Annotated in this window: 21 protein-coding genes; 13 read left to right on the forward strand and 8 right to left on the reverse strand. The window is 72.0% G+C overall.

The window, feature by feature from the left end; genetic code table 11:
- Positions 1-28: 28 nt before the first annotated feature.
- Positions 29-1237: a cobalamin-independent methionine synthase II family protein gene (locus ACOWU6_RS06615; RefSeq protein ID WP_421075163.1), complete on the reverse strand. Its 1209-nt coding sequence runs from the start codon at positions 1235-1237 to the stop codon at positions 29-31.
- Positions 1238-1533: 296 nt separating this feature from the next.
- On the opposite strand from ACOWU6_RS06615, the gene ACOWU6_RS06620 reads away from it, so the two are divergent.
- The 5 genes from ACOWU6_RS06620 (at position 1534) to ACOWU6_RS06640 (ending at position 6124) form a co-directional block, all read left to right on the forward strand.
- Positions 1534-2277: a 3-oxoacid CoA-transferase subunit A gene (locus ACOWU6_RS06620; RefSeq protein ID WP_421075164.1), complete on the forward strand. Its 744-nt coding sequence runs from the start codon at positions 1534-1536 to the stop codon at positions 2275-2277.
- A complete protein-coding gene (locus ACOWU6_RS06625; protein ID WP_282978787.1) occupies positions 2274-2921 on the forward strand; it encodes a 3-oxoacid CoA-transferase subunit B in 648 nt (215 codons plus the stop codon). Before ACOWU6_RS06620 ends, ACOWU6_RS06625 begins: the two co-directional genes overlap by 4 nt.
- Entirely contained in the window at positions 2918-4084 is a 1167-nt protein-coding gene (locus tag ACOWU6_RS06630) for a thiolase family protein (RefSeq protein ID WP_421075165.1), read from the forward strand. Before ACOWU6_RS06625 ends, ACOWU6_RS06630 begins: the two co-directional genes overlap by 4 nt.
- A 214-nt stretch (positions 4085-4298) precedes the next feature.
- A complete protein-coding gene (locus tag ACOWU6_RS06635; RefSeq protein ID WP_421075166.1) occupies positions 4299-5081 on the forward strand; it encodes an IclR family transcriptional regulator domain-containing protein in 783 nt (260 codons plus the stop codon).
- Positions 5082-5182: 101 nt separating this feature from the next.
- Positions 5183-6124 carry an alpha/beta hydrolase gene (locus ACOWU6_RS06640; protein ID WP_421075167.1) on the forward strand — a complete coding sequence of 314 codons (942 nt, stop codon included), beginning with the start codon at positions 5183-5185 and terminating at the stop codon, positions 6122-6124.
- A gap of 12 nt (positions 6125-6136) precedes the next feature.
- On the opposite strand, the gene ACOWU6_RS06645 is transcribed toward ACOWU6_RS06640, so the two are convergent.
- Positions 6137-7570, reverse strand: a complete 1434-nt coding sequence (locus ACOWU6_RS06645; protein ID WP_421075168.1) for an MFS transporter — start codon at positions 7568-7570, stop codon at positions 6137-6139.
- Between the two features lie 52 nt (positions 7571-7622).
- Here ACOWU6_RS06645 and ACOWU6_RS06650 point away from each other — a divergent pair, with 52 nt between their 5' ends.
- A complete protein-coding gene (locus tag ACOWU6_RS06650; RefSeq protein ID WP_421075169.1) occupies positions 7623-8030 on the forward strand; it encodes a hypothetical protein in 408 nt (135 codons plus the stop codon).
- 10 nt (positions 8031-8040) lie between these two features.
- Here ACOWU6_RS06650 and ACOWU6_RS06655 read toward each other — a convergent pair whose 3' ends face one another.
- The gene (locus ACOWU6_RS06655) at positions 8041-8946 is read right to left on the reverse strand and encodes an LLM class flavin-dependent oxidoreductase (RefSeq protein WP_421075170.1); all 906 of its coding nucleotides are present in this window, start codon (positions 8944-8946) and stop codon (positions 8041-8043) included.
- 9 nt (positions 8947-8955) lie between these two features.
- On the opposite strand from ACOWU6_RS06655, the gene ACOWU6_RS06660 reads away from it, so the two are divergent.
- Positions 8956-9624, forward strand: a complete 669-nt coding sequence (locus ACOWU6_RS06660) for a YdeI/OmpD-associated family protein (RefSeq protein ID WP_271172945.1) — start codon at positions 8956-8958, stop codon at positions 9622-9624.
- A gap of 12 nt (positions 9625-9636) precedes the next feature.
- Here ACOWU6_RS06660 and ACOWU6_RS06665 read toward each other — a convergent pair whose 3' ends face one another.
- Positions 9637-10134, reverse strand: a complete 498-nt coding sequence (locus ACOWU6_RS06665; RefSeq protein ID WP_421075171.1) for a DUF2306 domain-containing protein — start codon at positions 10132-10134, stop codon at positions 9637-9639.
- Between the two features lie 76 nt (positions 10135-10210).
- On the opposite strand from ACOWU6_RS06665, the gene ACOWU6_RS06670 reads away from it, so the two are divergent.
- Positions 10211-10888 carry a MerR family transcriptional regulator gene (locus tag ACOWU6_RS06670; protein ID WP_421075172.1) on the forward strand — a complete coding sequence of 226 codons (678 nt, stop codon included), beginning with the start codon at positions 10211-10213 and terminating at the stop codon, positions 10886-10888.
- 76 nt (positions 10889-10964) lie between these two features.
- Positions 10965-12350 (forward strand): glycine--tRNA ligase, encoded by a 1386-nt coding sequence (locus tag ACOWU6_RS06675; protein WP_324013740.1) that lies wholly within the window; start codon positions 10965-10967, stop codon positions 12348-12350.
- Between the two features lie 72 nt (positions 12351-12422).
- Here ACOWU6_RS06675 and ACOWU6_RS06680 read toward each other — a convergent pair whose 3' ends face one another.
- Positions 12423-13628: an MFS transporter gene (locus tag ACOWU6_RS06680; protein WP_421075173.1), complete on the reverse strand. Its 1206-nt coding sequence runs from the start codon at positions 13626-13628 to the stop codon at positions 12423-12425.
- A 295-nt stretch (positions 13629-13923) separates the two neighbouring features.
- On the opposite strand from ACOWU6_RS06680, the gene ACOWU6_RS06685 reads away from it, so the two are divergent.
- Genes ACOWU6_RS06685 through ACOWU6_RS06700 form a run of 4 tightly spaced genes read left to right on the forward strand, consistent with a single transcriptional unit; the run spans position 13924 to position 17949 of the window.
- Positions 13924-15000: an ABC transporter substrate-binding protein gene (locus tag ACOWU6_RS06685; protein ID WP_421075174.1), complete on the forward strand. Its 1077-nt coding sequence runs from the start codon at positions 13924-13926 to the stop codon at positions 14998-15000.
- Complete coding sequence (locus tag ACOWU6_RS06690; RefSeq protein WP_421075175.1) at positions 14997-15860, forward strand: ABC transporter permease; 864 nt, start codon at positions 14997-14999, stop codon at positions 15858-15860. Before ACOWU6_RS06685 ends, ACOWU6_RS06690 begins: the two co-directional genes overlap by 4 nt.
- A complete protein-coding gene (locus tag ACOWU6_RS06695; RefSeq protein WP_421075176.1) occupies positions 15836-16597 on the forward strand; it encodes an ABC transporter ATP-binding protein in 762 nt (253 codons plus the stop codon). The genes ACOWU6_RS06690 and ACOWU6_RS06695 overlap by 25 nt, the downstream gene beginning before the upstream one ends.
- A complete protein-coding gene (locus tag ACOWU6_RS06700) occupies positions 16594-17949 on the forward strand; it encodes an LLM class flavin-dependent oxidoreductase (RefSeq protein WP_421075177.1) in 1356 nt (451 codons plus the stop codon). Before ACOWU6_RS06695 ends, ACOWU6_RS06700 begins: the two co-directional genes overlap by 4 nt.
- Here ACOWU6_RS06700 and ACOWU6_RS06705 read toward each other — a convergent pair.
- From ACOWU6_RS06705 to ACOWU6_RS06715, 3 genes are all read right to left on the reverse strand, one after another.
- Positions 17939-18364, reverse strand: coding sequence for a DUF1801 domain-containing protein (locus tag ACOWU6_RS06705; RefSeq protein WP_421075178.1), 426 nt, complete (start codon positions 18362-18364; stop codon positions 17939-17941). The genes ACOWU6_RS06700 and ACOWU6_RS06705 overlap by 11 nt on opposite strands.
- Positions 18364-18936, reverse strand: coding sequence for an HhH-GPD-type base excision DNA repair protein (locus ACOWU6_RS06710; RefSeq protein WP_421075179.1), 573 nt, complete (start codon positions 18934-18936; stop codon positions 18364-18366). Before ACOWU6_RS06710 ends, ACOWU6_RS06705 begins: the two co-directional genes overlap by 1 nt.
- A 184-nt stretch (positions 18937-19120) precedes the next feature.
- The gene (locus ACOWU6_RS06715; RefSeq protein WP_421075180.1) at positions 19121-20416 is read right to left on the reverse strand and encodes a glutamyl-tRNA reductase; all 1296 of its coding nucleotides are present in this window, start codon (positions 20414-20416) and stop codon (positions 19121-19123) included.
- Between the last annotated feature and the right edge of the window lie 64 nt (positions 20417-20480).

Here is a 20480-nt window from a genome sequence, read left to right on the forward strand (position 1 = left end):
GACCGTCGCCCTGACGGCCGCGGGGCCGTCAGACCCGCTTCGCGGCGCGGCGCGCGCCCTCGCCGAGCGCCTCGAGCTTGGCCCACGCGATCTGCTCGTGGACGCGGCCGCCCAGGCCGCAGTCGGTCGCGGCGATCACGCGGTCGGGGCCGACGATGCGCGCGAAGCGCTCGATGCGCTGCGCGACGAGGTCCGGATGCTCGACGAGGTTCGTCGAGTGACCCACGACGCCCGGCACGAGGACGAGGTCGTCGGGGATGAGATCCCTGTTCTCCTCCCACACCGCCCATTCGTGCTCGTGGCGCACGTTGGCCGCCTCGAACGAGATCTGGCCGACCTTCGCGCCGAGCACGGTGCGGAGGATGTGCTTGAGCTCGATGTCGGTCGTGTGAGGCCCATGCCATGAGCCCCAGCACAGGTGCAGGCGCACCTGCTCCCTGGGCAGCCCGGCGATGGCCTCGTTGATCGCGTCGATGCGGATCTGCGTGAACGCGAGGTAGTCCTCGACGCTCGGCTCGGGGTTGATCTGGTCCCAGTTCTCCGCGAGCGACGGATCGTCGAGCTGCAGGATGAGACCGGCGTCCGTGATCGCCCGGTACTCCTCCTTCAGCGCGTCTGTCCACGCGCGGATGTGCTCGAGCTCGGTCGCGTAGAAGTCGTTGCGCACGCGTGCGGCGGAACCCGGCGCGATCGCGGTGAGGAATCCGGTCTCGCCCTCGCCGAGCGCGTCGGCGAGGTGGCGGACATCCGCCGCGGTCGCGGCCTGCCCGCGGTACGAGATCGGGCCGGTCGTCGTGGGGAACGCCGTGGCCGTCCGTCCGGTCTCGACGCCGTTCTCCGGGTCGTGGTACACCTCGGCGAACGCCTGGCGGTCGCGGCGGTCGAGGAACGACGTGAGCACGATGTTGCCCGGCTCGGAGCGGCGGGGCGGCTCGTTGAACGCGTTCACCTCGGTGAGCGAGAGGCCGTCGACGCGCTGGAACGAGTAGCCCCACCACGCGCCGTAGTCGACGGGGCTCGACATCGCCTTGCCGAACTCGCCGTCTCCCGGCTGCGTGATCCCGACCGCGCGCTGGCGCTCGACGACATCGCGCACGGCCTCCGCGACGAGCGCCTCGTACTCGGGCGTCGACGTGAGCGTGAAGCCGTCCTCCTCGAACGTGCGCGCGGCGTTGGCCTCGATGAGGGCCTTCGTGCGCGGCAGGCTGCCGGCGGTCGTCGTCTCGATGGTCGTCATGCTGCTCCTCGCTCCTTCTGCGGGCGTGCCCGCCGTCGCGACGGTATCGCGAGCACGGTGCGACTTCCGCATCGCATGTCGAAGAGTGACGGATGCTCGGCGCCGGGCCCGCCCCCGGCCCCGTACGCGCAATCGGATGGCTGGGGCTCGTGTGCGCGTGTCGTCCCCGGCAGGCGACATCCGCACCACGGGTCCGACGCGGCGTGCGCCCGGGGCTCGCGCGGCGGGCATCCGCTCGCTACACTGGCCGTATAGCGAACACACGTTCGCAGGACGAACCGATCGAGGAGGAACCGGTGATCGACAAGACCGTCGCGAGCGTCGATGACGCCGTCGCGGGGATCGCGGACGGCGCGACCGTCATGATCGGCGGCTTCGGGCGCGCCGGACAGCCCGTCGAGCTCATCGACGCGCTCATCGCGCACGGAGCCCGCGACCTGACGATCGTGAACAACAACGCCGGCAACGGGGACACCGGCCTTGCAGCGCTCCTGGCCGCGGGACGCGTGCGCCGGATCGTCTGCTCCTTCCCTCGTCAGAGCGACTCCTGGGTCTTCGATGGCCTGTACCGCGCGGGCGAGATCGAGCTCGAGCTCGTGCCCCAGGGCAATCTCGCCGAGCGGATCCGCGCCGCCGGCGCGGGGATCGGCGCCTTCTTCTCGCCCACGGGCGTGGGCACGCAGCTGGCGGAGGGCAAGGAGCACCGCGACATCGACGGGCGCACGTACGTCCTGGAGTATCCGATCAGGGCCGACGTCGCGCTCATCAGCGCGCACCGCGCCGACCGCTGGGGCAACCTCGTCTACCGCGAGACCGCGCGCAACTTCGGGCCGATCATGGCGACGGCCGCCACGACGACGATCGTCCAGGTCGACGAGGTCGTCGAGCTCGGAGCGCTCGACCCCGAGACGGTCGTGACCCCGGGTCTCTTCGTGGACCGCGTCGTGGCGGTCGGCGAGCGCGCGTGGCTGCGCGACGGCGTCTTCGTCGGAGGCGTCGACATCGAGGGACGCCCGCTCGCCGAGGAGGCCGCACGATGACCGCCCGCATCAGCCGCGACGAGCTCGCGGCACGGATCGCCGCCGACATCCCCGAGGGCTCCTACGTGAACCTCGGAATCGGCGCGCCCACCCTCGTGGCGAACTTCCTGCCATCCGATCAGGAGATCATCCTGCACACGGAGAACGGCCTGCTCGGCATGGGCGAGGCTCCTGCCGCCGACCGCGTCGACCCCGACCTCATCAACGCCGGCAAGCAGCCCGTGACCGCACTGCCCGGGGCGGCCTACTTCCACCACGCCGACTCGTTCGCGATGATGCGCGGCGGGCACCTCGACATCTGCGTGCTCGGCGCGTTCCAGGTGTCGGAGCGCGGCGACCTCGCGAACTGGTCGACCGGCGCGCCCGGGGCCATCCCCGCCGTGGGCGGCGCGATGGACCTCGCGATCGGCGCGAAGCAGGTGTTCGTCATGACCGACCTGCTCACGAAGCAGGGCGAGTCGAAGCTCGTGGCCACCTGCACGTATCCCCTCACCGGCGTCGGCTGCGTCACGCGGGTCTACACCGATCACGCGGTGTTCGATGTGACCGACGAGGGCTTCCGCGTGCGGGAGCTCTTCGGCGACAACACGATCGAGGGCCTCGAGTCCCTCACCGGGCTCTCTCTGCAGGAGGTGGCGGCATGACCGCGAGCTTCGTCTACGACGCCGTCCGCACCCCGTTCGGGCGCGCGGGCGGAGCGCTGTCGGGGGTGCGGCCCGACGACCTCGCCGCCGTCGTCATGAGGGCGACCGTGGACCGCACGGGTCTCGACCCCGCACGGATCGACGACGTCGTGTTCGGCGACGCGAATCAGGCCGGCGAGGACAACCGCAACGTCGCGCGCTTCGGCGCGCTGCTCGCGGGGTTCCCCGTGACGGTGCCCGGCGCGACGGTGAACCGCCTCTGCGGCTCGTCGGTCGAGGCGGTCATCCAGGGCTCGCGCGCGATCGAGGCCGGCGACGACCGGATCGTGCTCGCGGGCGGGGTCGAGTCGATGAGCCGCGCGCCGTTCGTCGTGGAGAAGTCGGCCAAGCCGTTCCCGGCGGTCGGAAACCAGACGATGTGGAACACGTCGATCGGATGGCGGATGGTCAACCCCGCTCTGCCGCGGGAATGGACGATCTCGAACGGCGAGAGCGCTGAGCTGCTGGCCGAGACCTACGGCATCTCGCGTGACGACCAGGATGCCTTCTCCGTGCGCAGCCACGAGCTCGCGGCCCGCGCGTGGGCCGAGGGCCGCTACGACGCGGAGATCGTGCAGGTCGACGGGCATGAGCTCGGCCGCGACGAGGGCATCCGCGACGGCTCGACCGTCGAGAAGCTCGGCGGCCTCAAGGCGCTGTTCAAGCAGGGCGGCACGGTCACCGCGGGCAACTCCTCGTCGATCAACGACGGGGCGTCGGCCGTGCTCCTCGGCGCCGAGGGGGCCATCGACGCCGAGCCGCTCGCGCGCATCGCCGGCCGAGGCGTCTTCGGAAACGAGCCGCATCTCTTCGGCGTCGCGCCGGTCGAGGCGGCGAACATCGCCCTCCGCCGAGCGGGGAAGACGTGGGCCGACGTCGACCTCGTCGAGCTCAACGAGGCGTTCGCCTCGCAGAGCCTCGCGTGCATCCGTCAGTGGGAGATCGACCCCGAGCGCGTGAACATCCACGGCGGCGCGATCGCGATCGGGCACCCGCTCGGCGCCTCGGGCGGACGCATCATCGGGCACGCCGCGCATGAGCTCAAGCGCCGGGGCGGAGGAGTGGCGGTCGCCGCTCTCTGCATCGGCGTCGGGCAGGGGCTGGCCGTCGTCCTCGAGCGCTGAGCCGCAGCCGACCGGCGCGGGACCGGGGTGCGTGCATGTCTCGGTAGGCGTGGGAATGGAGCCCGGATGGCCGCACCGCGTGAGACACGGGGGTCCCCGGCACCGCACGCAAGCCCCGCCACCACCCCCATGTCTCGTTCCACGCGGGTTTCGGGCCCGGATGGCCGCACCGCGTGAGACACGGGGTGGTCCGGAGGGCGATAGGGTCGCGGGGATGAGCACGAACGACGTCGAAGAGGGCCGCGGCGACTTCGTCCAGTCCTTCGCGCGCGGCCTCGCGGTCATCCGCTCGTTCGACGCGGAGCACCCGAGCCTCACCCTGAGCGAGGTCGCCGCCCGGACGGAGATGACCCGCGCAGCCGCCCGGAGGTTCCTGCTCACCCTCGAGACCCTCGGGTACGTCCGCAGCACGGGGCGGGAGTTCGCGCTCACCCCGCGCGTCCTCGAGCTCGGCTTCAGCTACCTCTCGGCCCTGTCCCTGCCCGAGATCGTCCAGCCCCACCTCGAGCGGCTCTCGCGCGAGGTCGACGAGAGCGTCTCGGCGGCCGTCCTCGACGGCGGCGACATCGTCTACGTCGCGCGCGTTCCGACGCGTCGGATCATGAGCGTCGCGATCACGATCGGCACCCGCTTCCCGGCCTACGCCACGAGCATGGGCCGTGTGCTGCTCGCGCACCTGCCGCAGGATGAGCGCGATGCCCTGCTCGCGGCATCCGCTCTCGAGTCCCTCACCGAGCGCACGATCACCGACCGATCGGCCCTCGCGCGCCGGCTCGACGAGGTCGCGGCCGCGGGATTCGCGATCACGGATGGCGAGCTCGAGTCGGGCGTGCGATCGGTCGCGGCTCCCGTGCGCGGCCGGGATGGCCGGGTCGTCGCCGCGGTGAACGTGTCCGCGAGCGCCGCGCGCGTTCCGATCGAGCGCCTCCGGGACGAGCACCTCCCGCGGCTGATCGCGGCGACGCAGGTGATCGAGGCCGATCTGCGTCTCGTGTGAGCCGTCGCCTCATGCGCATGTGGGAGAGGCGAATGGCGCCGATCGCGCGGGAACGCGATGCTGGAGACGCCGCACCCGCGGCATGACTGCGAAGGAGCACCATGAAGCACGAGCGCATCGCCCTCCACGACGGACGCGACGACGTGACCCTCACGACGTACGTCCTCGACGACTCCCCGGAGCTGCTCGACGGGCGCGCCCGTCCCGCCGTGCTGATCCTGCCCGGGGGAGCGTACATGGGCTGCTCCGATCGCGAGGCCGAGCCGGTCGCCCTCGCGTTCGCTGCGCTCGGGTATCACGCGTTCGTGCTGCGCTACTCGGTGTACGGAGCGGGCGGGCCGCTCGACTGGAACGTCGATGCTCGCGCGATGGAGCCCCGCGCGCACAGCGTCTTCCCGAACCCGCTCATCGACGTCGCCCTCGCGATGAAGCACATCCGGTCGCGGGCGGCGGAGTGGCTCGTCGACGCCGACCGCATCGCGGTCGCGGGGTTCTCCGCCGGGGGCCACAACGCCGGTATGTACGGCACGCGGTGGCATGACGCCCTCGTCACCGAGGCGGTCGGCGCGACCCCGGACGAGCTGCGGCCCGCCGCCCTGATCATGGGCTACGCGCTCAGCGACTACCGCTTCCAGCACGCCCGTCTGGATGCCATGCCGCCCGCGGAGCGCGCCGTCCGCGAGATGGCCGCCGTCGCGTACTTCGGCGAGATCGACCCGGCGCCTGAGCTGCTCGACGCGGCGAGCCCCGCGCTGCACGTGAGCGCACAGACCCCGCCGACCTTCCTGTGGCACACGGTCGCCGACGCGCTCGTGCCCGTCGAGCACTCCCTCCGGTTCGCGTCGGCATGCGCCGCGCACGGCGTGCCCTTCGAGCTCCACGCCTTCGAGGCGGGCCAGCACGGCCTCTCGCTCGCGACGCGCGCCACCGCGTCTGCCGAGCCGATGATCGACGACGATGCCGCGCACTGGGTGCCGCTCGCGGCCGCGTGGCTGGCCAAGCGCTTCTCCGTCGAGCTCCCCGCGGCGATGCCCTGGGAGTGAGCCGGACGGCCGTCAGCTCGGCAGCGACGGATGGGCTGAGGTCGGGTGGCGCGGGATGAAGAGCGACAGCGCCACCGCGACCGCGGCCGCGATGATCGCGAGCCAGTAGCAGACGTCGAACGCCTCGCGCGTGGGGATGGTCGCGCCCCCGACCTCGACGCTCATGGCGGCGAGCACGCCGCCCATGACGGCGGATGCGCTCGACGTCCCCACCGAGCGGAAGAGCGCGTTGAGGCCGTTCGACGCCCCGGTCTCGTCGGCGGGCACGGCGCGCATGATGATCATCGGCATGGCGGCGAACGTGAACCCGATCCCGACGCCGATGAGGAGGTTCGCCACGAAGATGTGCCAGATCTCGCTCGACCACAGCAGCACGAACACGTAGGCCAGGACGATGAACGCCGCACCGCCCGTGAACAGCGGCCGCGGCCCGATCGTGCGCTCGAGCCATCCGGACAGCGGCGAGATCACCATCATCACGAGGCCCGCAGGCATGACGATGAGCGCGGCGCCCACCATGTCCATCCCGAAACCGGACCCGGTCTCCGTCGGCAGCTCGAGCATCTGCGGGAACGTCACGTTCGACGAGAACAGCGCGAAGCCCATCCCGATCGCGGCGATGTTCGTGAACAGCACGGCCGGACGGGCGGCGACGCGCAGGTCGAGGAGCGGGTCGCGCGTGCGCAGCTGGTACGCGCCCCACACGCCGAGCACCACGAGCCCGCCGATGACACTGGTGAGCGCGGCGGGCGACGTCCATCCCCATTCCGCGCCACGGGAGACGAACAGCAGCAGACCGGTGAGCCCGAGGGCGAGGCCGATCGCGCCCACCACGTCGAGGCGGCCCGGCGCCCGCAGGATGTCCTCCGGCACGTAGAGCAGGACGAGCGCGAGCCCGACGACGCCGAGAGCGGCTGCGAGCCAGAACAGGGAGTGCCAGTCGGCGTTGAGCGCGAGATACGCCGCGACCGGCATGCCGACGGCACCGCCGACCCCCATCGTCGCGCTCATGAGCGCAACGGATGTGCCGAGGCGGTCGGGAGGCAGAACATCGCGCATGATCGCGATGCCGAGCGGCACGACGCCGGTCACCGCTCCCTGCAGGGCGCGGCCGATGATCACCCCGACGATCGAGCTCGAGAGGGCAGCGACGAGGGAGCCCACGATGAGCAGCGCGAGCAGGACGACGATCACCCGCCGCTTTCCGTACATGTCGCCGAGACGCCCCGAGATGGGCGTCGCGACGGCGGCAACGAGCAGGGTGATCGTGATGACCCACGACGTGTCCTCGCGCGACGCGTCGAGGAGCGTCGGCAGCTCGGCCTGGAGCGGCACGACGAGCGTGAACATGAACGCGGAGCACAGGCCCGCGAACGCGAGCACGGCGACCGTGAGCCAGCGCGGCGGGTGGGCGAGCCTGCTTCGGGGTCTGTCGTCGTCGCGCACCTTCTCCACCCTAGGCTCCGCTCCGGACACGGGCTCCGCCTAGGGTGAGGACATGATCACGCCCGACTGGATCCCGCACCGCCGCGCCTCGGACGGCGAGCTCGTGGGCTGGGTGCGTCCGGATGGCGACGGCTGGGTCGCCGTGTCGCTCTTCGGCGCCGATGTCACGAGCTCGGTCGACTGGCTCGAGGCGGAGGAGGCGCTCGAGCACCAGGGCCTGTCGTGGATGGCGGATGTGTGGATGCTGCGCCGGCCGGATGGCCGCGACGTGCGCGTCCGCCTGGTCGAGTTCTCTCCCGATCGGCTCGAGGGCGGTGTCGCCGCTCCCGGACGCATCGTCGTGAAGACCGACGACTTCGGCGCGATCGACGTGCCCTATGAGCTCATCGAGCTGCCGTGGCCGCCGCCGCGCGACCTCCGCCCGCTCACGACGGGCGAGGGCGGAAGTCCCTGGGGCTGACCTGCGCGGCTCAGCCCGGGAGCGCGTCGAGCAGGGGCCTCGGGTCGGGCGCCTCATCCGTTCCCTGGAACGCGACGGCGTCGGCCCCGGCGTCGACGAGCTCGGCGATGCGGTCGGCGATGCGGTTCTCGAGCGCATCGGCGCGAGGGTCGATCTCCGTGTAGACGCGCACGCGGGCGCGGCCTCCGCGCCCCGAGGCCTCGCGTCCCTCGTCGATGATCGCCCGTGCGCGACGCAGGCCCTCGACGTCGATCGAGGCGTCGAGCAGGACCGAGTCGCCGATCTCTCCGGCGAGGCGCAGGGTCTTCGGCCCGCTCCCTCCGATCGTGATCTCGGGCGCGGTGGCGGGCGGCCATCCGAGCGAGACGCCGTCGAGCTTCACGTACCGCCCGGCCACGTCGACGGTCTCCCCGTCGAGGAGCGAGCGCACGGCGCCGACGTACTCGCGCAGCAGCGTCAGGGGCGACGCGACCCTCGCGCCGACCTGGCCCATCCACGGGAGCACGCCGTGGCCGAAGCCGGCGATGAACCGGCCCGGCGCGAGTCGCTCGATCGTGGCGACCTCCATCGCCGCGAGCGCGGGGTTCCGCAGCGGCACGGGAAGCAGGCCGATGCCGACCTTCAGCCGCTCGGTCGCGACGAGCGCCGCCGTCGCGGTCGCGAGGCCGCCTTCGAGGAAGCAGTCCTCCCAGAGCCACAGCTCCGCGACCCCCGCGGCGTCGGCGGCACGCGCGACGGCGACGAGCTCCTCGGGCGGGGACTGGGGACGGAACACGATGCCGATCGGGGGAGAGGACGCCGCAGCCGCTGCCATGCCCCCATCGTGCCATCCGTCCCGGACATCGGCGCCCGCCATCCGCCCTCCATCGGCACCCGCCATCCGCACCGTCGCGTCGGTGTCGGCGCCGCGTGCCATCCTGTTCGCGTGAGCACTTCCCCCGAGCCCGGCACTCCGGGAGGGACCCCCGAGCGGCCCGCCGTGTTCTTCCGCGACGCCGCGGAGTTCCGCGCGTGGCTCGAGCGGAACCACGACACCGCGACCGAGCTGTGGATGGGCCTGCGGCTTGCGCATGTGCCCGACCGCGGGCTCACGTGGGGCGATGCCGTGATCGAGGCGCTGTGCTTCGGATGGATCGACTCGGTCTCGCAGAGGATCGACGACGACTCGAGGCGGCAGCGCTGGACCCCGCGCAAGCGCGGGAGCACCTGGTCGCGCGTCAACATCGCGCACGTCGAGCGGCTGCTCGCGGAGGGGCGGATGCACCCCGCCGGGATCGCGGCGTTCGAGCGCCGCACCGAGGCGCGCACCGGGACGTACTCGCACGAGAATCCCGAGGCCGAGCTCACGGCCCCGCTCCAGGCGATCGTCGACGCCTCGCCGGGCGCGGTCGCCTTCCTCGCCGAGGCGACGCCGGGCTACCGCAAGGCCGTCCGCCACTGGATCATGTCGGCGAAGCAGGAGACCACGCGCGAGCGCCGGGCGCGTCAGCTCGTCGAGGACTGCGAGGCGGGGCGGCTCGTGCCGCCGCAGCGGCCCGGCGCGACGCCCGCGTGGCTCGCGCGTGCCGCGGCAGCGGCGCAGGCGGCCCGGTGACGCCTCCCGCCGTCAGCGGATGAGCGCTGCCCGCGGCACGCGACGGCGGGCCGGGGCGCCGAAGCGCGCGAGCACGAACGCGACCCACGCCGTCGCGGCGATGACGATCGCGGCGACGGCCGACCAGAGCACCACGGGGTCCGACACGGCGAGCGTGGGGATGAAGCGGCCGGGGACGAATGCCGCGAACGCCCCGGCGGTGAGTGCACCCAGCCAGGAGCCCACCATGTTGCCGATGTGCGAGCGCACATTGCCGCGGCGGATGGCGATCACGCCGAGGGTCGTGGTGGCGAACGTGAAGATCGCGAGCGCGTGGAAGACGGTGAAGCCGCCGATCGTGTAGATGAACATCCCCGAGACGCAGACGAGGTACATGGCGATGACCCACGTGCGGCCGAGGGCCTTGTGGGCGCGGTCCTTGCGACGACGGAGGATGTTGACCGGCGCGAGGAGGATGACGAGCGATGCCGCGATCGCATGGATCGGGATGAGGAGCGCGTGCGGGTCCATGCTCACAAGATAGAGTCACTATCCAACGCGGCGCATCCTGGATAGCGCCGCGCCGCCGCGCTATCCGAGGAGGGGCATGAAGCTCAGCGAACTGGCCGCGCGCACCCGCACATCGACCGCGACGCTCAAGTTCTGGATCCGGGAAGGGATCCTGCCGCCCGGCGAGCTCCGCAACCAGACCACCGCCGTCTACGGCGAGGGGCACATCGAGCGGATCGCGCTCGTGCGCACCCTGCGGGAGGAGTTCGACCTGCCGATCGCGCGGATCCGGGCGCTCGTCGTGCGCATCGACGACCCCGGCGTCCCGCTCCTGGACATCATGGAGGAGTGCCAGCTCATCGCGACGGGGCTGCGCGCGGGCGACGCCGGGCAGGACGCGCGCGTGCCGAGGCTGCTCGCCGATGTCGGATGGCCCGACGCGACGAGCGTCGCGCGCGACGCGCTCTCCGCGGCCCTGCGCGATGCGGAGGCGGTCGGCGTCACGTTCGGGCGGGAGACCCTCGCCCGGTACGCGCGGATGCTCGCCGAGTTCGCCCGTGAGGACATCGCGTCCATCCGCACGGACGGCACCCGGGATGCCGTCGCGCGAGCGCTGCTGCAGGGCGCGGCGGCCCAGACGCGCGTCCTCGTCGCCCTGAACCAGCTCGCGCACACGTCTGCTGCGATCTCAGACGCGCTCGCCCGCGCGGATGCCGGCGGCGCGGCGCCCGGCGCGGGCCCGGCGGAGGCCGACCCCGCCGGACCCGCGGACTAGGATTGAGGGGGTGCCCGGATCCCGTCGCGGAACCGCTCACGGCGCCCTCGCCCCCTTTCCGACCATTGGAGCCACCGTGGCCGAGCAGTCCCGCCTCGACAAAGTCATCGCCCTCGCCCGTCATCGCGGGTTCGTGTTCCAAGCGGGCGAGATCTACGGCGGTTCGAGGTCCGCGTGGGACTACGGCCCCCTCGGCACCGAGCTCAAGGAGAACATCCGCCGTCAGTGGTGGCAGACGTTCGTGCGCGGCCGCGGCGACATGGTGGGCCTCGACTCGTCGATCATCCTGCCGACGAAGGTCTGGCAGGCGTCCGGTCACGTCGCGACCTTCACCGACCCGCTCGTCGAGTGCCTGCAGTGCCACAAGCGCCACCGCGAGGACCACCTCATCGAGGCGTACGAGGCCAAGAAGGGCCGTGCCCCCGAGAACGGGATGGCCGACATCGTGTGCCCCGACTGCGGCACGCGCGGCCAGTGGACCGAGCCGCGCTCGTTCTCGGGCCTCATGAAGACCTACGTGGGCGTCGTCGACGACGAGTCGGGCCTGCACTACCTGCGCCCCGAGACGGCCCAGGGCATCTTCGTGAACTTCGCGAACGTCGTGACGGCCGCGCGCAAGAAGCCCCCGTTCGGCGTCGGCCAGGTCGGCAAGGCGTTCCGCAACGAGATCACGCCCGGCAACTTCATCTTCCGCACCCGCGAGTTCGAGCAGATGGAGATCGAGTTCTTCGTGCCCCCGGCCGAGGCCGGCGAGTGGTTCGAGCACTGGGTCGACGCATGCTGGAACTGGTTCGTCGACCTCGGCATCGACCCGGCGCACATGCGCAAGTTCGACGTCCCGGACGGCGAGCGCGCGCACTACTCCGACCGCACGATCGACGTCGAGTACGAGTTCGGCTTCGCGGGCAAGGGCTGGGGCGAGCTCATGGGCATCGCCAACCGAACCGACTTCGACCTGTCGAACCACATCGAGCACTCCGGCTCGAACCTCTCGTTCTTCGACCAGGCCTCGGGTGAGAAGTACGTGCCGTACGTCATCGAGCCGTCGTTCGGCCTCACCCGCTCGATGATGGCGTTCCTCGTCGACGCGTACCGCGAGGAGGAGGTGCCGAACGCGAAGGGCGGCACAGACACCCGCACCGTGCTGCGCCTCGACCCGCGCCTCGCCCCGGTCAAGGTCGCCGTCCTCCCGCTCTCGCGCAATGAGCGCCTCTCGCCGCTCGCCCGCGAGGTCGCCGATCAGCTGCGGGTCTCGTGGAACGTCGACTTCGACGACGCCGGTGCGATCGGCCGCCGCTACCGCCGTCAGGACGAGATCGGCACGCCGTTCTGCGTCACCGTCGACTTCGACTCGCTTGAGGACCGCGCGGTCACGGTCCGCGACCGCGACACGATGGGCCAGGAGCGCATCCCGCTCGAGGGCCTGCACGCCTACCTCGCCGAGCGCCTCCGCGGCGCCTGATCGACGCAGAAGCGCCCCGTCCGGCCGAGCGGGTCACGCGGAGCCGGACGGGGCGCTTCTGCGTGTCCGCCTTCAGGCGCGGGCGCCGGGCCGGGGGATCTGCAGCACGGCGAGCACGGCCAGCACCGCGGCGCCCGCGTAGAGGTAGAACGCCCCGGGGTAGGCGGTTCCGGCCGCGACCATGAGCCCGGTCGCCCAGGGGCCCACGATCGCGCCGAAACGGCCGATGCCCGAGGTGAGCCCGATGCCGGTCGCGACGAGGGCGCGCGGATAGACGTGCCCCGCGAATGCGTACATGAGGGTCTGGGCGCTGAAGACGAAGACCCCCGTGACGAAGATCGCCGTCGTGAGCACGAGCTGCGAGTCGAACGGGATCGACAGCACGACGAGGAGCACCGCTGCGGCGCCGAACCAGATCATGCCGACGCCCTTGATGCCGCGGGCGTCGGCCGCGAAGGCGCTGATGACGAGCCCGGCGATGGCCCCGAGGTTCAGCACGAACAGCATGATGAGCGAGTCGGCGACCGGGTAGCCGGCCGCCCCCATGATCTTCGGCAGCCAGGCGTTCAGGCCGTACACGAGCACGAGGCCCATGAACGTCGCGACCCAGAGTCCGATCGAGGAGCGCACGTAGCGCGGCTTCAGGACGTCGGCGATCGAGGTGCGCTCGGCCTGCGCGCGCAGCTCGGCGGGGGCCGTCTCGGGCAGCCGCAGCCAGAGCACGGCGAAGAGGACGACGCCGAGCCCGCCGCCGAGGTAGTAGAGGAGCGACCACTCCGCACCGGCGAACCGCCCCGCGAGTGAGGCGAGCACCGCCCCGAGGTGGTAGCCGATCATGGGGATGTTGTTCGCGAGCGCGCGTCGCCCCGTCGGAGCGACCTCCTGCATCATCGCGAGGGCCACGGGCATGCAGCCGCCGAGCCCGAGACCCGCGATGAGCCGGCTCGCGCCCATCCACAGCGCGTCGGGCATGAGCGGGAACGCGATCGTGAAGACGGAGAAGACGGCGACCGCGATGAGAAGCGGCGTGCGGCGGCCGAAGCGGTCTGCGATGCGCCCCATCATCGCCGCGCCGAGCCCGACTCCGACGAGCGAGACCGTGTTCACGAGGTTCATCTCGCCGACCGAGAAGCCCCCGATGGCGGGATCGGTCAGCACCGGGATCGTGGCGCCCAGGGCGACGATGTCGTACCCCTCGAACACCACGATGAGGAAGCAGAGGATGCCGATCCAGGTGCGGCTGCGGGTGCGCGCGGATGGCGCGGCGGTCTCGGTCATGACGTCGTCGTCTCCTCGGGTCGTCTCGCCGCGCCCCCGTGCGCGACGATGCACCGGGACATGCTGTCAGAGCCCCGCCGCGGAGCCGGGCCGTTCTCCCGGTGAGTGGGATTCAGCGCGGGCCGGTGAGCGCTCGCCCGCCGTCGACGGGCCCTTCGGCAGCGCGTCACATGCCGCAATGCGCAGACACGCGACTTCATGAGGCGTCTCCCGACTTCACGGCATTGGACGGCGGCTGACGCGGCTTCCAGGATCTCTCCCAACGCACTCGACGACAGGCACGGGAAGGACAGCAATGAACGGGACACTCCGCACATCGACGATCAGCCGACGGGCGGTCGTGATGATGACCGCGGCGGCGCTCGTGGCCCTGACGGGCTGCGCGACGGCCAGCCAGGGGGCGACGGCCGGCGCCGAGCGCGACACGACCGCCCTGCCGTCCGGCGCGCCCGAAGCGGACACGACGCTCCGCGTCGCCGGCCGCACGACGCAGCTCCAGCTCGAGGCGGCGGGCGCCGACCTCGAGGGCCCCGCGTTCACGGTCGGCGAGTGGGTCAACGTCTCTGCCGGGCCTGACGTCATCCAGGCGTTCCGGGCGGGCGCCGCAGACATCGCGCAGAACGCCATCATCCCGCCGATCCAGGCGCACGCGATCGGGTTCGACGCGACGATCGTCGCGGTGCTCGAGCGTCCCGAGCCGTCGTACGTCTACGCAACGGCCGCCGGCTCCTCCATCGACGGCTTCGACGACTTCCGCGGCAAGAAGATCGCGTTCTCGCAGCGGCAGTCGCAGGGCGACACGGTGCTCCGCACTCTCCGGACAGCGGGGATCGCGAACGACGAGGTCGAGCTCGTCCCCCTCCCGAGCACGCAGTTCCTCACCGCGCTGCAGTCGGGGCAGGTCGACGTCGCGCCGCTCAGCGAGCCGGCCGTCACGAAGTACATCGATCAGTACGGGGCGGATGGCGCCATCGCCATCCCGTCGGAGGAACCGGACCTGCTCAGCGTCCTCTGGGTGCCGACCGAGCTGCTCGCCGACGAGGAGAACGTGCGCGCGGTGCGCGACTACATCCGCGTCTGGGCGCAGGGTCAGGTCTGGGCCTGGGAGAACGCCGACGCGTGGAAGCAGTTCTACTACGTCGACACCGAGGGCGTGACGGCCGCGGACGCCGACCGCATCTGGGAGACGGCCAACCGCCCGCTGTTCCCCGAGGACTGGGATGTCGCCGTCGACTGGGCGCAGTCGTCGATCGATCTCCTCGCGGAGGGCGGTTTCGTCGAGACCTTCGACGCCGAGGTGCTGTTCGACCGCCGGTTCGAGGGCGACGCGGCCGCGGCCGTGGCCGCCGAGTACCGAGGAGGCGCACGATGACCACCATCGCCCGCCCCGTGGGGCGCATCGCGATCGCCCCCGCGCCCATCGGCGCGGCGCCCGGGCTCGTCCGCCAGGGCCGTCGCCGTCGACTCGGTCGCCGCCCCGGCCTCCCCGGCGCGCGCCTGCTGGGGCCCCTGCTCGTGCTGATCGTCTGGCAGGCCGCCGCGTGGGCGGGCCTCCTCGATCCGCGTCTGCTGACCGGGCCGGATGCCGTGCTCCGCACGGCCGGCGAGCTCATCGCCGACGGCCGTCTGGGGGAGAGCATCGCCACCTCGCTGGGGCGCGCGCTGCTCGGCCTCGCGGTGGGGACGGTCACGGGCGTGGTGCTCGCCGTGCTCGCGGGTCTGAGCAGGCTCGGCGACTCCCTCATCGACGGGACGCTGCAGGTGAAGCGGGCGGTCCCGAACCTCGCGCTGATCCCGCTCCTCATCCTGTGGCTCGGCATCGGCGAGGAGTTCAAGGTCGTCGTCGTCGCGCTCGGGGTCCTCGTGCCGGTCTACATCAACACCTACAGCGGGCTGACCGGCATCGACCGGCGCTACATCGAGCTCGCGGAATCCCTCGGCCTGAGCCGACGCCAGTACGTGCGCTCGGTCCTCCTGCCGGGGGCCCTCCCCGGGTTCTTCGTCGGATTCCGGCTCGCGGTCGTCGGCTCGTGGACGGCGCTCATCGTCGTCGAGACCATCAACGCCACGTCGGGAATCGGCTACATGATGTCTCAGGCGCAGCTGTACGCGCAGTCCGACATCATCCTCGTCGGCCTTGTCGTGTACGGCGCATTCGGCTTCGCCTCGGATGCGCTCGTCCGCCTGCTCGAGAGGAGGGCGCTCTCGTGGCGACGCACCCTGGGCAGCTGACCGCGGCGGTCGAGATCTCGAGCCTGACGCGGAGGTTCGACGGCCGGACCGTCCTCGACGGCATCGACCTGCGCATCGGGCGGGGCGAGTTCGTCGCCCTCATCGGGCGCAGCGGGTCGGGGAAGAGCACCCTCCTGCGCGCCGTGGCGGGCCTCGACGACGGGGTGGATGGAGGTGGGGACGTCCTCGTCCCCGAGCGCGTCTCGCTCGTGTTCCAGGACTCCCGGCTGCTGCCGTGGCTCCGCGTGCTCGAGAACGTGACCCTCGGGCAGAGCGGGGCGGGCGCCGCCGAACGCGGACGCGGCGTCCTCGCCGAGGTCGGGCTCGCGGGGCGCGAGCGCGCCTGGCCGCACGAGCTGTCCGGCGGCGAGCAGCAGCGCGCGGCGCTCGCGCGGTCGCTCGTGAGCGAGCCGCAGCTGCTCCTCGCAGACGAGCCGTTCGGCGCGCTCGACGCGCTCACGCGCATCCGGATGCACGCCCTCCTGCGGAACCTCCTCGATGTCCACCATCCCGCGGTGCTCCTCGTCACGCACGACGTCGACGAGGCCGTCCTGCTCGCCGACCGCGTCCTCGTCATCGAGAAGGGCCGCTTCGCCCTCGACATCCCGATCGAGCTCCCGCGCGACCGGAGTCCGCACGATCCCGCGTTCGCGCGCTACCGCGAGCAGCTGCTCGCGTCTCTGGGGGTCTCCCCGCAACCCGGTGCCGCCACCGCGGCCGACAAGGAGGAAAGATGACCACGCGACAGCTGCACCTGAACCTGTTCCTGCACGACACGGGGCACCACGAGGCGTCCTGGCGGCTGCCCGATGCGGATCCGCACGCGCTGCTCGACCTCGCCTATCACCAGCGGCTCGCCAGGATCGCGGAGGACGCGCGCTTCGACTCGCTGTTCCTCGCGGACTCGCCCGTGCTCTTCGGGGATGTCGGGCGCCGGCCGCAGGGACGCATCGAGCCGACCGTCCTGCTCGCGGCCCTCGCCGTGACGACCTCGCGCATCGGGCTCATCGCGACGGCGTCGACGTCGTACAACGAGCCGTTCAATCTCGCCCGGCGCCTCTCGTCGGTCGACTGGATCTCGGATGGCCGGGCGGGATGGAACATCGTCACCACCGCGGGGGAGGCGGCCGCTCGGAACTTCGGCCTGGAGGACCAGCCGCTGCATCGCGACCGGTACGCGCGCGCCTCGGAGTTCCTCGAGGTCGCGACGAAGCTCTGGGACTCGTGGGAGGACGACGCGGTCGTGGCCGACAAGGCGGCGGGCGTCCACACGCTCGCCGACCGGGTCCGTGCGATCGACCATCGCGGTCCGCACTTCCGCGTGGACGGCCCGCTCAACGCGCCGCGGAGCCCCCAGGCGTACCCCGTGCTCGTCCAGGCCGGCTCGAGCGAGGACGGCAAGGCGTTCGCGGGGCGCTGGGCCGAGGCGGTCTTCACCGCCCAGCCCACGATCGAGGAGGCGCGGGCCTTCGCCGACGACGTCAAGCGGCGGGCCGTCGAGAACGGCCGCGACCCCGACCACGTGAAGATCCTCCCGGGCATCGTCCCGATCCTCGGCGACACGGAGGAGGAGGCCCGTGAGCTGGAGGCCGAGCTCGATCGGCTCATCCGGCCGGAGTATGCGCGCGAGCAGCTCGCGAGGACTCTCCGCGTCGACCCCGAGTCGCTCGCGTTCGACCGCCCGCTGCCCGACGACCTCCCTGACGAGGACGAGATCGAGGGGGCGAAGAGCCGCTATACGCTCATCGTCCAGCTCGCCCGGCGCGAGAGCCTGACCGTCCGCGAGCTGATCGGGCGACTGGGCGGGGGTCGCGGGCACCGGACCTTCACCGGCACCGCCGTTCAGGTCGCCGACACGATCCAGGAGTGGTTCGAGACCGGCGCGGCGGACGGGTTCAACATCATGCCCGCCGTGCTGCCGTCCGGGCTCGAGGCGTTCGCGGAGAAGGTCGTGCCGATCCTGCAGGAGCGGGGGCTGTTCCGCACGGAGTACACGGGGCGCACCCTGCGCGAGCACTACGGCCTGCCGCGCCCGGCGAACCGCCTCTCCGCCGAGGTCGCGTCGCGTGACGCGGTCCTCAGCTCGTGACCTCCAGGGCCATCCCCTCGCTCCCGCCCGCCTCGGCCCAGGCGAGTGAGCGCTCGAGAATGCCCCGGAGGATATCGAGATCGACGTCGGCCAGGCTCTTCAGATAGAGGCAGCCCGCGCCGGTCGTGTGCGGTCCGAGCTGGGCGAGCGCCTCCGTGTGGGCCGCGACGCCGTCGAGCAGGTAGACGGTCGTCGCGGCCCGCCGCGGCGCGAACGCGAGCAGCGCGGTCTCACCCTCCGTCCCCGAGGGGTAGCGGTAGCGGCATGATCCGAATCCGATGATCGTGCCCCAGCGCACGGGCTCGCGGCCGGACACGTCGCGCATGAGGTCGACGAGCGTGTGGGCATCGTCGCGGCGGCGCGCGGGGATGACCGCCGCGAGGAGCTCCTCGACGTCGCCGCCGGTCGGCTGCATCAGGCCTTCGCCTTCGCGGCAGCCTTCATCGCCCGCTTGTGCTCGCGCACCTTGGCGAGCGACTCGGGGCTCGTGATGTCGGCGACGGAGCGGAACGAGCCCTCCTCTCCGTACGCGCCCGCGGCCTCGCGCCATCCGGAGCCGTCGAAGCCGCACTGCTTGCCGAGGAGCGCGAGGAAGATGCGCGCCTTCTGGTCGCCGAATCCGGGCAGGGCCTTCAGCCGCTTCAGGACCTCGCCGCCCGAGGGGTCACCGCGGGTCCAGAGCTGCGCGGCGTCGCCGTCCCAGTCCTCGACGATCGCGCGGCACAGCTGTTGCACGCGCTCGGCCATCGAGCCGGGGTAGCGGTGCACGGCCGGCGTCTGGCGGAACGCCTCGACGAGGGCCTCGGGGTCATGCGACGCGATGGTCGCGGCGTCGACCGCGCCGATCCGCTCGCGGATCTTCTCGGGCCCCGCGAACGCCGTCTCCATCGCGACTTGCTGGTCGAGGAGCATGCCGATGAGGAGCGCGAGGGGGTTCTCGCTGAGGAGCGTGTCTGCGGCGTCGTCGCCCGTGATCGTGAGAGCCATGCTCCCTATGGTCTCAGGCCGGGGCGCTCAGCACGGAGACCGAAGCGCGGGGCGGGACAGAGCGCAGGAGAATCGGGCGGATGGCTGCAGCGCGTGCGCGGGATCGCGCGGATGGCCGACAGCGCGGCCCGCGGATCTCCTGCGGTGTGTCCCGGGGGAGGCGTCAGGAAGTCCCGGAGTCGAGTCAGGAGGCCTGCGCGTCGCCCGTGAACGGGCAGACCGGCGCCTCGGCCGCGGCCGCAGCGGGGCGCGCGTCGATGCCGAACAGGGTCTCGAGCGCGTCGAAGACCTCGTCGGAGCGTCCCTCGGCCGCGAGCTGACCTGCACGCGCGGTCGGCGTGTGCAGCAGGACGCCCACGAGGTGGCGCAGCGCCTGCTCGACCTGCTCGCCGTCGCCGCGACGTCGGGCACGGTCGACCTCGGCCTGGGTGAGCTCGAACACGTGCTGGCGCAGCGCGACGATCGCGGGCTGCGCGCTCTGCTGGCGGCTCGCGAGGTGGAAGCGCGCCGCGGCGTCCTGCACGATCGCGCGCGCGGCCTCGGTCGCCTGGAGCTCCTCGAGCGGCGCGTGGAGGCGGATGGTCTCGAGGTCGAGCAGCGTGACGCCCGGCACGGTCGCGACGTCGGGGGCGACGTTGCGCGGCATGCCGAGGTCGATGATCATCGCGGCGCCGTCGAACCCGGCGCCCTGCAGGAGGGCCGCGTCGATGACCGGCTCCTCGCGCGACGTGCAGGTGATGACGAGGTCGGACGACGCGGCCACCGCGGCGAACTCGTCGCTCGCGACGCTGAGCAGGCCGTGCTTCGCGGCGAAGCGCGCGCCCCGGCCGGAGGGCGAGTGGACCGTGATGTCGGTCACGCCGTGGTCGCGCAGGGCGGCGAGCGTCGCGGCGGCGTAGGAGCCGGTTCCGACGAGCAGCGTGCGCTGGGTGGTCCAGTCGGCGATGCGGCTGCCCGCGAGGTCGAGCGCCAGCCGCACGAGCGAGCGACCTGCTCGGCCGAGCGCCGTGCCGTTCTTGACGCCCTTCTGTGTCTCGGTCGCACGCTGGAAGAGGCGCTCGAGCTCGCTCGAGGTGGTGCCGTGCTCGCGCGCTTCGTCGAGGGCGCGGCGCACCTGGCCGCCGATCTCGCCCTCGCCGACGATGACCGATTCGAGTCCTGAGGCGACGGAGAAGAGGTGCTCGGCGACCTTCGTGCCCGCGGTCACCTCGCAGGCGCCCTCGAGGTCTTCGGGCGTGACGCCCGTGGCCGTGCGGATGGCCTCATGCGCGGCGGCGAGGCCGGCCTCGCGCGCGGCGCCGGACGACACGTCGAGGTCGATGTACGCCTCGAAGCGGTTGCAGGTCGAGAGCACGACGGTGCCCTTGACATCCTCGCTGTGGCCCGCGATGAGCGGGGCGACGGCGGTCGTGTGCGTGCTCAGGCGCTCGAGGAGATCGAACGGCGCGGTCTTGTGACTCGCAGACAGGCAGAACAGCACGACAGCCATTCTACCCCGCGTAAAAGTCTCTTCTGAATGATTCATGAAAAGGAAGGGTTGCCTA

The organism is Microbacterium sp. SA156, assembly GCF_049065455.1.
Taxonomy (GTDB): Bacteria; Actinomycetota; Actinomycetes; order Actinomycetales; family Microbacteriaceae; genus Microbacterium; species Microbacterium barkeri.